The sequence below is a fragment of the Streptomyces flavofungini genome (assembly GCF_014650815.1).
Classification (GTDB): domain Bacteria; phylum Actinomycetota; class Actinomycetes; order Streptomycetales; family Streptomycetaceae; genus Streptomyces; species Streptomyces flavofungini.
Map to the genome: position 1 here is coordinate 374,749 of NZ_BMVR01000009.1, position 13,853 is coordinate 388,601.

General features: G+C 70.4%; 9 protein-coding genes. 6 read left to right on the plus strand and 3 right to left on the minus strand.

Going from position 1 to position 13,853, the window contains the following annotated elements:
• The first annotated feature begins 442 nt into the window (after positions 1-442).
• Both IE274_RS25120 and IE274_RS25125 read left to right on the plus strand, forming a co-directional pair.
• Entirely contained in the window at positions 443-2,965 is a 2,523-nt protein-coding gene (locus IE274_RS25120; RefSeq protein ID WP_190118120.1) for an ATP-dependent Clp protease ATP-binding subunit, read from the plus strand.
• Between the two features lie 226 nt (positions 2,966-3,191).
• Positions 3,192-4,652 (plus strand): condensation domain-containing protein, encoded by a 1,461-nt coding sequence (locus IE274_RS25125; RefSeq protein WP_190118121.1) that lies wholly within the window; start codon positions 3,192-3,194, stop codon positions 4,650-4,652.
• A gap of 63 nt (positions 4,653-4,715) precedes the next feature.
• Here IE274_RS25125 and IE274_RS25130 read toward each other — a convergent pair whose 3' ends face one another.
• Complete coding sequence (locus tag IE274_RS25130; protein WP_229909786.1) at positions 4,716-7,595, minus strand: NACHT domain-containing protein; 2,880 nt, start codon at positions 7,593-7,595, stop codon at positions 4,716-4,718.
• Positions 7,596-7,999: 404 nt separating this feature from the next.
• On the opposite strand from IE274_RS25130, the gene IE274_RS25135 reads away from it, so the two are divergent.
• Positions 8,000-8,680: a M23 family metallopeptidase gene (locus IE274_RS25135; protein ID WP_190118122.1), complete on the plus strand. Its 681-nt coding sequence runs from the start codon at positions 8,000-8,002 to the stop codon at positions 8,678-8,680.
• A gap of 101 nt (positions 8,681-8,781) precedes the next feature.
• On the opposite strand, the gene IE274_RS25140 is transcribed toward IE274_RS25135, so the two are convergent.
• Complete coding sequence (locus tag IE274_RS25140; protein WP_190118123.1) at positions 8,782-9,366, minus strand: TetR/AcrR family transcriptional regulator; 585 nt, start codon at positions 9,364-9,366, stop codon at positions 8,782-8,784.
• Positions 9,367-9,499: 133 nt separating this feature from the next.
• Between IE274_RS25140 and IE274_RS25145 the strand changes: the two genes are divergently transcribed.
• The 3 genes from IE274_RS25145 to IE274_RS25155 all read left to right on the plus strand — a co-directional run bounded on the left by IE274_RS25145 (position 9,500) and on the right by IE274_RS25155 (position 12,275).
• Positions 9,500-11,197 (plus strand): MDR family MFS transporter, encoded by a 1,698-nt coding sequence (locus IE274_RS25145; RefSeq protein WP_229909787.1) that lies wholly within the window; start codon positions 9,500-9,502, stop codon positions 11,195-11,197.
• A gap of 165 nt (positions 11,198-11,362) precedes the next feature.
• On the plus strand, positions 11,363-11,758 hold the full coding sequence (locus IE274_RS25150) for a helix-turn-helix transcriptional regulator (RefSeq protein WP_190118177.1): 396 nt from the start codon (positions 11,363-11,365) through the stop codon (positions 11,756-11,758).
• A 70-nt stretch (positions 11,759-11,828) separates the two neighbouring features.
• Positions 11,829-12,275, plus strand: coding sequence for a VOC family protein (locus IE274_RS25155; RefSeq protein WP_190118124.1), 447 nt, complete (start codon positions 11,829-11,831; stop codon positions 12,273-12,275).
• An 85-nt stretch (positions 12,276-12,360) separates the two neighbouring features.
• Here the strand turns inward: IE274_RS25155 and cseC are convergent, their stop codons facing one another.
• Entirely contained in the window at positions 12,361-13,851 is a 1,491-nt protein-coding gene (gene cseC / locus IE274_RS25160; RefSeq protein ID WP_190118125.1) for a two-component system sensor histidine kinase CseC, read from the minus strand.
• Positions 13,852-13,853 lie beyond the last annotated feature (2 nt).

Genomic DNA, 13,853 nt, shown 5'->3' on the forward strand with positions numbered 1-13,853 from the left:
CACTGGAGTTACGGCTCGTGTCACGCTGGGTACCGCCACGACTGCGTACGGTGGCCGGAAAGGGGGCGTGATGGCGTACTCCGCAGCGCAAGGGTGTTCGCCCGTAGCGGAGGGAACCGGTGCGCGCTGCATGGAGTGTCAGTGCATACGGGTAAGACATCCCTAGTGGGGAGGGGCGACACGCAGCGTTCAGGCGTCTCACGTTCGCCAACGGCGTACTGATGGCGAGGGTAACTGCTTGGCCTGCGGGAACATCGTCTCGCACCATCAGGTTGGAGCATGTGTCGGCGTATGAGTCAGGAACCGTTCCCTACCGTAGTGAGGGTGATCCGACCGGTGTCGGCAGTTGGAATGAGCGGTCCCCGCTTGCGGGACTAAGCTGCGGAAGGACAGGGAGGGGAGCGTCCCCTTACTGCCTGACCGCTCTGAGGAGCGATTAACGATGTTCGAGAGGTTCACCGACCGCGCGCGGCGGGTTGTCGTCCTGGCTCAGGAAGAAGCCCGGATGCTCAACCACAACTACATCGGCACCGAGCACATCCTCCTGGGCCTGATCCACGAGGGTGAGGGTGTCGCCGCTAAGGCCCTGGAGAGCCTCGGGATTTCGCTCGAGGCGGTCCGCCAGCAGGTGGAGGAGATCATCGGGCAGGGGCAGCAGGCCCCGTCCGGGCACATCCCCTTCACGCCCCGTGCCAAGAAGGTCCTGGAGCTCTCGCTCCGCGAGGCCCTTCAGCTGGGCCACAACTACATCGGCACGGAGCACATCCTGCTCGGCCTGATCCGTGAGGGCGAGGGCGTCGCCGCCCAGGTCCTGGTCAAGCTGGGTGCCGATCTCAACCGGGTGCGGCAGCAGGTCATCCAGCTGCTCTCCGGATACCAGGGCAAGGAGACCGCCACCGCCGGCGGTCCTGCCGAGGGCACGCCCTCCACGTCCCTGGTCCTCGACCAGTTCGGCCGGAACCTCACCCAGGCCGCTCGTGAGTCCAAGCTCGACCCGGTCATCGGGCGCGAGAAGGAGATCGAGCGGGTCATGCAGGTGCTGTCCCGCCGCACGAAGAACAACCCGGTCCTGATCGGTGAGCCCGGCGTCGGCAAGACCGCCGTCGTCGAGGGCCTCGCCCAGGCCATCGTCAAGGGCGAGGTGCCCGAGACCCTCAAGGACAAGCACCTCTACACCCTGGACCTCGGCGCCCTGGTCGCAGGATCGCGCTACCGCGGTGACTTCGAGGAGCGCCTGAAGAAGGTCCTCAAGGAGATCCGCACCCGCGGCGACATCATCCTGTTCATCGACGAGCTGCACACGCTCGTGGGTGCGGGTGCCGCCGAGGGCGCCATCGACGCGGCCTCGATCCTGAAGCCGATGCTGGCCCGCGGTGAGCTCCAGACCATCGGCGCCACCACGCTCGACGAGTACCGCAAGCACCTGGAGAAGGACGCCGCGCTGGAGCGCCGCTTCCAGCCCATCCAGGTCGCGGAGCCGTCGCTGCCGCACACCATCGAGATCCTGAAGGGCCTCCGCGACCGGTACGAGGCGCACCACCGCGTCTCCATCACCGACGAGGCCCTGGTCCAGGCCGCCACCCTGGCCGACCGGTACATCTCGGACCGTTTCCTGCCGGACAAGGCGATCGACCTGATCGACGAGGCCGGTTCCCGGATGCGCATCCGCCGGATGACCGCGCCGCCGGACCTCCGCGAGTTCGACGAGAAGATCGCGGGCGTGCGCCGGGACAAGGAGTCGGCGATCGACTCCCAGGACTTCGAGAAGGCCGCTTCCCTGCGCGACAAGGAGAAGCAGCTCCTGGCCGCCAAGGCCAAGCGCGAGAAGGAGTGGAAGGCCGGCGACATGGACGTCGTCGCCGAGGTCGACGGCGAGCTGATCGCCGAGGTCCTCGCCACGGCCACCGGCATCCCGGTCTTCAAGCTGACCGAGGAGGAGTCCTCGCGACTCCTGCGCATGGAGGACGAGCTCCACAAGCGTGTCATCGGCCAGAAGGACGCCGTCAAGGCGCTCTCGAAGGCGATCCGGCGTACGCGAGCGGGTCTGAAGGACCCCAAGCGCCCCGGTGGCTCGTTCATCTTCGCGGGCCCGTCCGGTGTCGGTAAGACCGAGCTCTCCAAGGCCCTCGCCGAATTCCTCTTCGGTGACGAGGACGCGCTGATCTCCCTCGACATGTCGGAGTTCAGCGAGAAGCACACGGTCTCGCGCCTCTTCGGCTCGCCCCCCGGCTACGTCGGGTACGAAGAGGGCGGTCAGCTCACGGAGAAGGTCCGCCGCAAGCCGTTCTCGGTCGTCCTCTTCGACGAGGTCGAGAAGGCCCACCCGGACATCTTCAACTCGCTCCTGCAGATCCTGGAGGACGGTCGTCTGACCGACTCCCAGGGCCGGGTCGTGGACTTCAAGAACACGGTCATCATCATGACGACCAACCTCGGCACGCGGGACATCTCCAAGGGCTTCAACCTGGGCTTCGCCGCCCAGGGCGACACGAAGTCCAACTACGAGCGCATGAAGAACAAGGTCTCGGACGAGCTCAAGCAGCACTTCCGGCCCGAGTTCCTCAACCGCGTGGACGACGTCGTCGTCTTCCCGCAGCTCAGCCAGGACGACATCCTTCAGATCGTCGACCTCATGATCGGCAAGGTGGACGAGCGCCTGAAGGACCGGGACATGGGCCTCGAGCTCTCCCAGTCCGCGAAGGAACTCCTCGCCAAGAAGGGGTACGACCCCGTCCTGGGTGCGCGGCCGCTGCGCCGCACCATCCAGCGCGAGGTCGAGGACACGCTCTCCGAGAAGATCCTCTTCGGCGAGCTGCGCCCCGGCCACATCGTGGTCGTCGACACGGAGGGCGAGGGCGAGACCGCCACGTTCACCTTCCGCGGCGAGGAGAAGACGGCACTCCCGGACGTGCCGCCGATCGAGTCCGCCGGCAGCGGTGGGCCGAATCTGAGCAAGGAGGCGTAGCTCTTCGCGGAGCGCGCCACAGGGGCTGCCCCGGACCGTGGAACCGGTCCGGGGCAGCCCCTTTTGCCATGCGTCCACGGGGTTCGCACGGAGTTTCCACGCGGGTTCCCACGGTCCGGCGTTTCCCGGCGGCGGGCGAACTCGTTGGGCCCCAAGGGCGCGCTCCCGAAGGGCCCCAACGGGTGCGATCCCCAGCCCCCCACGGCCCGATGAACGGAGACGCCCTGTGCGCATGACCGACCTCCAGCGCTGCGAGGTACGCCCCGGACGGCTCGTCGAGTGGACGCTCGACCCGGCGACGGTCGACAGGGCGGCCGACCTGCCGGACGACTCCCGGCCACCGGCCTACGTCCAGGAGTCCCACCTCCGGACGGCGCGGACCGTGCGCGAGGGCGGCCTGTTCGTGCCGACCTGGCTCGGTACGGCCTTCGACATTCCGGGCGCCGTCGATCTCGACGTACTGCAGGAAGCGCTGCGGAATTGGACGCTCCGGCATGAGACGCTGCGCAGCGGATTCCGCTGGGCCGGTGACGAAATGCGCCGGTTCACGTTCGACGCCGACGCGGTGTCGCTGCGGCGCGAAGTCGTCGGCGACTTCCCCGACGCGGAAGAACTCGTGCAGCGGCTCCAGGATCGCTTCGACGCCGTCGCGGACGCGCTGAACTGGCCGAACTTCCTCTATACGGCAGTGGTGCGGCAGGACTGCACGAGCGTGTACCTGGCGTTCGACCACAGCAATGTCGACTCGTACTCCATCCAGCGGATCCCCGCCGAGATCCATGAGCTTTACGCGGCGGGGTTGGAAGGCCGCACGGTGGCGCGGACGCCGATCAGCAGTTACATCGACTTCTGCGAGAGCGAGCGCGCGGATGCGGACCGTATCGACGGAACGCACGCGATCGTCGACCGCTGGCGGGAATTCATCAAACGGTGCGGCGGAAAGCTCCCGGAATTCCCCGTCGATCCCGGACTCGATCCCGCCGCGGGGATGCCCACGCAGAAACTCCTGCAGGAGAAGCTGGTCGACGCGGACGACGCCGCCGCGTTCGAGGCGTACTGCCGTCCCTTCGGCGGGACCCTCGTCGGTGTGCTGGCCGCCACGAGCCTCATCGCCCACGAGATCAGCGGGCAGCCCGTCTACCGCACGATCGTGCCGTTCCACACCCGTGTGAAGTCGCAGTGGCTGGACTCCGTGGGGTGGTACGTCGGCGGCGCGCCGATCGAGGTGCCCGCGGCGCGGGCACCCGACTTCGAGAGCGCCCTGCACTGCGTGCGCGGCGAGCTGCGGGCCAACCGGTCACTGGCGCGGATGCCCATCGCCCGGGTGCTGCGCCTGCTCGGCTCGGAGTTCCAGGCGACCTCGTCCGACCTGTACTCGATCGTCTCGTTCGTCGACGCCCGCGGCATCGTCGGCTCCGATCGCTGGGCCGAGCTGAAGGCGTACGGCCTGGTCCGGGTCTCGTACGGGGACAAGGCGTGCCACTGGGTCAACCGGCTCCATGAGGGCCTGCAGTTCGCGGGCCGCTACCCGGACACCGACGTCGCGGCCAAGAACATGCGGCTGTACGTCGAGCGGCTGCGCGCCACCATCGTCTCCGTGGCCCGCCAGGGCGCGCCCGCGTGCCTCGGTGGCGGCTCGACGGTGCCCCGTCCCCGCCGCGTCGACGCCGTGTCCGTCGAAACGTAGGAAGTCCAGCTTCGGGGCGGGGTCGGGTGGGGCGGGAGTTCGGGTCCGCGTCGGTCGCCCGGGTCAGTAGGCCGCCACCGTGAAGCGGGTGGGCAGCGATCCGGTGTGCCCCCGAGGGGCGGGGACGAACAGCTCCTCAAGGCGGGGGCAGAGCGCCGGGATCCCCGCCGCGTCGACCGGCTCCTTGCCCGGCGTGCCCACGTCGCTCAGGACGAGCTGCGTGATGCTGGGCAGGGACAGCCCGGGAGGTATCCGGGCGAGGCTGTCGATGTGCACGGTCAGCGCGCGGAGGTGGTCGAGGGAGGTGAGGCTCTGCCAGTCCGTGGCCGAGCCGGGGAACCCTCCGTAGGGGAAGCGCAGTTCGGTCAGCGTGCGCAGCGCATGCTGCGCCTTCGGTTCGAGGTCCCCGGGCGGAAACGCGAGCATCAAGTACGTCGGTGCGCACGCCACGAGCAGACGGGACGCGGCCTCCGGAGACACCGAATCGTGGATCTCCAGGAGCCGGGGGCGCAGGCCGAGCCTGAAGAGCTCTTCGACCTGCTCGTCCGTGCGGAGCGTGAAGTGCGTCCTGCCGTCGTCGAGTTTGCCGATCACCCCGTCCGCGTAGGACCGGCAGTCGAAGCGGTTCCAGCTCCACATCAGCTGCCTGCGTACGTTCAGGGAGGCGTGGTCCGCGTACCTCGTGAGCAGCGGGATCGCCGCGTCCGAGCGGATGTGGGTCGCCGCGATGGTCAGGTGGCGGGCTTCCTCGTCGCTCAGCCCGTCGAGGCCCGGCAGCAGATCCAGCACGATCGGCCCCACCGCCCCCAACTCCCGCGCGTCCCACGGCGTACGCGGCGGAATCAGCTCAGCCGTCCGCCGCTCCACCTTCGCCCGCACCTCGGGCGCCAGCTCCGCCGCATGCTCCAAGCAGGCCGCGGCCAGCAGATGCGCCCGCTTGCGGGCCGACTCGTCCGCCTGCCGGTCGCCGTACGCGAGCACGTCCCCCAGCAGCTCCGCCCGTTCCCGTGGCCGCGCCTGTGCCACCGCCATCCGGATGACGTCCTCCCACTGGTCGTCCGCCGCGTGCCCGGCCAGCACCCCGAAGTCGCCCTCGTCCACCGCCGCCCGCGCGCCCAGGAAGTCCTGGAACGTCCGGTGCACGAACTCGACCGTCCCGGGCCCGGGTTCACGGAGGAGGCCGCTGCGGTGGAGGAAGTGGGTGTAGACGGCGGCGGCGTCGCCGAGGGCCGCAAGCTCCGGTACGGCGGGGAGCGCGTCGCCGATGAGGGACTCGGCGCGCGTGCGGTCCATCTCCGTGCGGCCGTTGCGGATCAGCCAGTAGGCGAGGCGCTGGAGGAGCTGGAGCTGGGGCTCCTCGCGGAGTTCGGGGACGGCCATGTGGCGTTCGCGGTCGCGGCGGATGAGGAGCATGGACAGGGCGGCCGTGTAGAGGTCCTTGCGGCCGAGCGGCAGGAAGCCCCGGCGGTCGCGGTGCAGGGCACAGACCAGGCCGCACATCAGCGGGTTGGTGGCGAGCAGGCCCAGGTCGGGCTTGGTCCGCACGGCTTCGAGGAGCTGGGCCTCGTACGCGCGGAGGGCCAGGTCCTCGTCCGGGGCGCCCGTCGCCGCAGCCGTGTGCCAGCGCCGGATGAACGCCGTCACGTCCGCCCCGCTCATCGGCGCCAGCGTCAGCTCGGTGAAGTCGTCGTCGGTGAGCCAGTCCTCCCGTACGGCGGAGGGCCGGGACGTCACCAGCCAGCGGTTGCCGGGGTAGGCCTCGATCAGGTCGGAGAGCCACGCGCGCGTGCGGGCGCGTTCGGCGTCGGGGACCTCGTCGATGCCGTCGACCAGGACCAGCGCGCGGGCCGCCGTCAGGACGCGGGCCTCCCAGCCGTCGGGCTGCGTGCCCGCGAGGGGGGAGCCGACGGCGGACAGGAAGTCCATGGGGGCGGGGAGGCGCTCGCCGTGGCGGGTGAGGGTGCGCAGGGGGAGGACGTAGGGGATGCGGTCGTGGAGGTACGCCATGCGCCCGTCGTCGGGGTCCGCGTCCGGGGCCGTGTCCGCGGCCTGGCGGGCCGCCGACACCGCGAGCCACTGGATCAGCGTGGTCTTTCCCGAGCCCGCCTCGCCGCGCAGGAGCACCCGGTCGTGGGTGGCGAGGGCCTCGTCGGCGGGGCGGGGCGTCGGGTCGAGGTGGGCCTCGAAGACCTGCCGCCAGTCGTCGCCGATCTGGACGTCGCCCAGGTGCCGCCCGCGCTCGGTCGCTGTCAGGCTCAGGTAGGCCGCGTCCAGGGGCCACTTCCCGGGCGAGTTCGCGAGGTCGATGCCGAAGATCGTGAGCTTGCCGTGCTTCTTCGCGATGTACGCGAGGTACCGCTGCTCGAACGCCACGTCCCGCGCGCCCGGGAGCGGGTCCCGCGCGATCAGCTCGTCAACTTTGGCTATCAGTTCCGCCTGGCGGCGGCTCTGCTCGACGAGGGTGTGGGCGACGAAGGTCGACCGCTGGGTGAAGAAGTTCAGGATGTGCAGGCAGGCCGTGTCGAGGAGGCGGTGGTACAGGTGCGTGGCGTCCGCCGAGAGGTCCCGCGTCGCGTCCCCGCCCGCCCGGTGCAGCCTCACCGCCAGCTCCTGGTGGCCCAGGGACACCGCCTCCACGTCGGTGAGCGTGAGGGCGCCGAGGGCGAGCAGCGTGTCGGTCAGCGCGTGGCCGACGGCTTCGTCCTCGTCCTGGGGGAGGGGGCGCTCGCCGGTGCGCACGGCCTGGCGGACCAGCTCGGTGACGAGGCGGCGTACGTCCCGCTCGGCCAGCTCGCGCCGCTCGCCCCGGAAGGACACCAGGGAGTCGATGCGTACGGGTCGCTCCACCAGGCCCGCACCCGGACCCGGCCGTACGAAGAGCTTCCTGATCAGCGGGGTGACGACACCGGACGCGAGACGGACGCCAATGGCCGCGGGATCCATGGTCGAGAGCGTAGTGGGCGTCACATCCGAGGGTGGTGGATCTTGCCGTCCGGTGACATGACGCACAGGGCATACATCACATACGAGGCGGATTAGTGGTGCTTTTCGGCCGCCCGGACGGGACTTTCGGCCTGGAACCGGCGGCTTCGGGCGCCGTCACGGGTGGGCCCGGGTACGGCCGCCGCTAGTAGAGGGGCGTTTTGGGGGCGGGGCGGGGTGGGGGTTACCAAGGGATGGCCGTCCGGCATGCGCAGTCCGCGTGCCGGATTCCCTTTTGCCCGCAGCACCCCGTAGTACCCCGCACCACCCCGCAGCACCTGTGTGACCCGCACACCCCGTGCGGCTCGTACGCCCCGTGCGACCCGCACACCCCGTCCCCGCTGCCTTGCCCCGGAGGTTCCCCCATGTCGAAGCGCGCCAAGTCCCACCATTCCGGCCCGTCCCTGCGTCGTACCCGGGCGGCCGTTCTCGCCGCCGGTGTCGGCGTCACGACGGTGCTGGGTGCCGGGGTCGCGGCCGCCGCCGACACCAAGGGCGGGGAGCGGTCCGTGACCGCGTCCTCCGTGGGCGCGCAGGCCGTCGCCCAGGCCAAGGCCGCCGAGCAGGCCAAGCAGGCCGCGGCGAAGAAGGCGGAGCAGGTCAAGCAGGCCGCCGCGAAGAAGGCCGCCGCCTGGCAGGACCCGGTCGACAACTACCGCCTGTCCGCGAGCTTCGGCCTCGGCGGCAGCATGTGGTCCTCGAAGCACTCCGGCCAGGACTTCGCCGTGCCGGTCGGCACCGTCGTCAAGGCCGTGCACGCCGGTACCGTCGTCAAGGCCGGCGGCAACGGCGCCGGTGACGGCCCCGCGTACGGCAACGCCGTGGTGATCAAGCACGCCGACGGCACCTTCTCGCAGTACGCGCACCTCTCGCGCGTCGAGGTCCGCCCCGGCCAGGCCATCGCCACCGGCCAGCGCATCGCCCTGTCCGGCAACACCGGCAACTCCAGCGGCCCACACCTGCACTTCGAGATCCGCACGACGCCGAACTACGGCTCGGCGGTCAACCCGGTCAACTTCCTGCGCACGCAGGGCGTGCGCGTCTGACCCGCTCCGCGCGAGCAGGTCTGACCCTGCTGCGCGAGCAGGTCCGCCCCCCTGCACGAACGGGGCGTCCGCGTCCGATCCCCCGCGCGTGACGCCCCGGCTCAGACGCCGTTGTGCGCCTGGGTCACCAGATCGATGGCGACTTCGAGGATGGCCTTGCGCTTCTCCTCGGGGTCGCCATCGGCGCCTTTCAGGACGAACATCCCGCCGTGCATGGTGAACAGCGCGCTGAAGCAGCGCACCTGCGCGGTCATCGGCGTCGACGGGTCGTCGTGGTTGAGGATCTCCAGGAGCTGGAGCATCCGGTCCTTGAAGCTCTCGCCCGTCTTCAGGTCGCGCATCGTCGCCTGGTTCTCCTGCATGAAGCGGAAGAGCGGGGCGGCCTCGGTGAGGATCTCGCTGTAGCGGGTCAGGATCGCGCGCTTGGTCTCCAGCGTCCGCGGCTGCTCCCCGCCCCAGACGATCAGCTCGTCGATGGGTCGCGTCAGATCGTCGAAGATGCTGGTGAGGATGTCCTCTTTGGTCTTGAAGTGGTAGTACAGCGCCGCCTTCGTGACCTCTAGCCGCTCCGCGATCTCGCGCAGTGACGTCTTCTCGTACCCCTGCTCGGCGAAGAGTTCGAGCGCCACGTCCTGAATGCGCTGGCGGGTGTCCCCCCGGCGCCGCTGCCTGCCTGTGCTGCTCATGGTGGCGATCCTCGCACTTCTCCCCGGCACCGCCAGAACTTACTTGACGCCCGGCTAGTTAGGGGTCTACTTTCCTCTACTGTAGCCAACTTGCCGGGCGGCAAGTAAGTAGCGGGGAAGCGGGGACGGGAACATGGCGGCAAACAGCGCGACAGCTGGTGCGGCGGACAGGCTGCAGAAGAACCAGAAGAACCAGAAGAACCAGAAGAACCAGAAGAACCAGAAGAACCAGCAGGAACAGCCGGGCCGGCAGGCGGCGGCGCCGCCGGAACCCGAGCCACGCAGCGTCCGGGTGGTGATCTTCGCGCTGATGGTCGCGATCCTGCTCGCGATGCTCGACAACATGATCGTGAGCCCCGCGATGCCGACGATCGTCGGTGACCTCGGCGGCCTGGAGCACCTGTCGTGGGTCGTCACCGCGTACACCCTCGCGACCGCCGCCTCCACCCCGATCTGGGGCAAGGTCGGCGACATGTACGGGCGCAAGGGCGCCTTCCTCGCCTCCATAGTGATCTTCCTGATCGGCTCCGCGCTCAGCGGCATCGCCCAGGACATGGGGCAGCTCATCGGCTTCCGGGCGATCCAGGGGCTCGGCGCGGGCGGCCTGATGGTCGGCGTCATGGCGATCATCGGGGAACTCGTGCCGCCGCGGGAGCGCGGCAAGTACATGGGCATGATGACCGGCGTGATGGCGGTCGCGATGATCGGCGGCCCGCTGGTCGGCGGCACCCTCACCGACCACCTCGGCTGGCGCTGGGCCTTCTACATCAACCTGCCGCTCGGCATCGTCGCCCTGTTCATGGTCAGCGCCGTCCTGCACCTGCCGAAGAAGCAGGTCCAAGGGCGCATCGACTACCTCGGCGCCGCGCTGCTCACCATCGGCATCACCTCGTTCGTGCTTGTCACCACCTGGGGCGGTACGGAGTACGCCTGGGGCTCGGCCGTGATCATGGAGCTGATCGGGCTCGGCGTCGCCGCCCTCGTCGGCTTCTGGTTCGTCCAGCAGAAGGCCGCCGAGCCGGTCATGCCGCTGCACATCTTCCGCAGCCGCAACTTCTCCCTGATGTCCGTGGTCGGCTTCCTCACCGGCTTCGTCATGTTCGGCGCGATGCTGTTCCTGCCGCTCTACCAGCAGGCCGTGCAGGGCGCGTCCGCCACCAACTCCGGGCTGCTCCTGATGCCGATGCTGCTCGCGATGATGGCCGTGTCCATGGTCGCGGGCCGGTTCACCACCGCCACCGGCAAGTACAAGGTCTTCCCGATCGCGGGCAGCGTCCTGATGGCCGTCGGGCTCTTCATGCTCGCGCAGATGGACACCGACACCTCGCGCGTCACGACCGGCGTCTACATGGCCGTCCTCGGCGCGGGCATGGGCTGCCTGATGCAGATCACCATGCTGGTCGCGCAGAACAGCGTCGAGATGAAGGACATGGGTGTCGCCTCGTCCTCGGCCACGCTGTTCCGCACCCTCGGCTCGTCCTTCGGCGTCGCGATCATGGGCGCCCTGTTCAACAACCGCGTCCAGGACGAGATGGCCAAGGCCGGCGGCGACGGCGTCGCCAAGGTCACCGAGCACTCCGCCCAGCTCGACGCGGCGAGCCTCGCCAAGCTGCCGGAGGCGGCCAGGGACGCCTACCAGCACGCGGTGTCCGCCGGTACGCACGTGGCGTTCCTGCTCGCCGCCGTGATGGCGGTCGGCGCCCTGATCGCCGCGTTCTTCGTGAAGGAGACGCCGCTGCGGGGCGCCGGGCCCGCCGACAAGAAGCCGGCCGGGGACGCGGATGGGGACTCCGCGCGCGGGGAGCGGCAGCCGGTTGCAGAGGCCGTCTGACCCGCTGTTCCGCCCGGCCCGTACGGCCCTCGCACCCGAGTTCGCTCGGGCGGCGGGGGCCGTCGCCGTGTCCGGGGCGGGCTCGTCGGGCGGCCGTTGTCAGTGGGTCGTGCCAGCATCGAAGGCGTGGAGAGACTCCGCCAGCTCCGCATCGCCAAGGACGCGATGGACCGCGACTGGGCCGACCCCGCCCTCGACCTGACCGCGGTCGCCGCCCACGCGGGCTACTCGCGCTATCACTTCCTGCGCGCCTTCAAGGAGGCGTACGGGGAGACGCCCGGGCAGTATCTGTCGCGCCGCCGCATCGAGCGGGCCGAGGACATGCTGCGCTCGGCCGACCTCTCGGTGACCGACATCTGCATGCTCGTCGGCTTCACCAGCGTCGGCACGTTCTCGTCGTCGTTCAAGCGCCAGACCGGCCTCACCCCGAGCGAGTACCGCGTCAAGCACGTGGGACGCGGCGCCGCGCTGATCCCGGGGTGCTGGGCACTGCTGTGGGCCGGGGGGTTCCCGGGGCGGGCGGGTCTCGACGGCACCGGAACCGGGGAGCGCAATTCTTGAGAAGCGCGCTGCCCGACCCGCTGCCTACGGTGGCCGGGCAAGCACGGAAGCCCGTCACCAGGAGCGCATCATGATCAAGGGACTCGCCATTTCCACCGTCTGGGTCCTCGACCAGGACCGGGCCAAGGAGTTCTACACGGAGAAGCTCGGCCTGGAGGTCCGTACGGACATGACCCTCGGCGAGGGCGGCATGCGCTTCCTCACCGTCGGTGCCAAGGACCAGCCCGACCTGATGCTGGCGCTGATGGTGCCGGGCGGCGCGGGCATGGACGCCGAGTCCGCCGAGGCCATGCGGACGCTGGTCACCAAGGGCGTCCTCGGCGGCGGCGCGCTCAGCACGGACGACGTCCACGGCGACTACGAGAAGCTGAAGGCGCGCGGTGTGGAGTTCCTCCAGGAGCCGCAGGAGCGCCCTTACGGAGTCGAGGCGATCTTCCGCGACGACTCCGGCAACTGGTTCTCGTTCACCCAGGAGCGCGAGGGCGAGCTGGACCTGGACAAGGACTGGGGCTGCTGAGACCCGGACGCGGCCGGGTGCCGGGCCCCGGCCGTGGGTGCGCGCAGGACACCCGGCGCCCACCGGCCGCCCGCCCCCGGCGGCCCTACTTCTGCCACTTGGCGGGCTTGTCCGGCAGCTGCAGCATCGGGAAGCTCCCGGTGTTCGTCGGCGCGTGCTCCGGCAGCCACAGCACCGCCACGGCCCCTTCGGCGGGCTCGTCCGGCAGGGCCCCCGGCGGCCGGATGTTGCGGAAGGTCAGCCGGGCGCCGAGCACCCGCGCCTGCCCGGCCGCGATCGTCAGGCCCAGGCCGTGCCCGCGCCCCGCACGGTCCGCGGAGCCGGTGCGGAAGCGGCTCGGCCCCTCGGCGAGCAGCGCCTCGGGGAAGCCGGGGCCGTGGTCGCGCACCCGGACCACGCGGCCCTCGACGCTGACCTCGATGGGCGGCTTGCCGTGCTTGGCGGCGTTGGCGACGAGGTTGCCGAGGATGCGCTCCAGGCGGCGCGGGTCGGTGGTGACCTCCGACTCGTGCACGATCGTCACCCGTACGTCGTGGCTCAGCAGGGCCATGCGGCGGCTGACGAACTCGCCGAGCGTGATGTCCTGCAGCTCGGCCCGCTCGGACGCGGAGTCGAGGCGGGCCACTTCCAGGACGTCCTCGACGAGCGTGCGCATGGCCTGCGCCCGGTCCTTGACCAGCTCGGTCGGCCGTCCCGGCGGCAGCAGCTCGGCGGCGGTGAGCAGCCCGGTCACGGGGGTGCGCAGCTCGTGCGCGATGTCGGCGGTGACCCGGCGCTCGGCCTCCAGGCGCTGCTTGAGGGCGTCGGCCATGGCGTCCACGGCCTCGGCGAGGTCGTCGGTCTCGTCGCGCACGGTCCCGCCGATGGCGTCGCGTACGTACACGTCGGTGTTGCCCTGGGCGACCTCGCGTGCGGCCGTCGCGGCCTTGCGCAGGCGGCGGGCTATCTGGCCGCCGATGAGCACGCCGAGTGCGCAGCCGCCGAAGACGACCGCGATGGAGCCGATGACGAGGGCCTGGTCGAGGTCCTTCATGATCGTGGTGTTGCGGTCGGCGAAGCGGCTGTGCACCGACAGGACGTGGCCGTCGCTGAGCGGCACGGCGCCCCAGATGTCGGGCACGCCGTCGCCGTGCTCCTGCACGAAGGTGGCGCGGCGGCCGGTGAGGACCTTCAGGCGCAGTTCCTTCGGGAGCTGCGGGTCGTCGATCCTGGTGCCGTAGATGGCGCTGGTGGTGCGGCGCGCCTCGTAGTTGCGCTGCGCGATCTGCACGCGCTCGTCCTGCAGGTCGCGGGCGTTGTCGAGCATCGACACCCAGGCGGCGTTGTGCACGACGAGGCTCAGCGCCACCGCGACGAGCGCGCCGACCAGACCGATGGCGGCGGCGATCTTCCAGCGCACGCCGGTGCGCAGCCGCGCGCCGACCAGCGACCGCAGCCGCTCCGACCACGACCGGTCCAGCGGTCCCCGCGGTCCCTGCGGCTCGCGCAGGCCGCGTAGCCCTTCAGCCCGCCGCAGCCGCGCCCAAAAGCCCGTGCCGGACGCCTCGCCGGCCGCGGCCGGCCGCGTCCCGTTCATGC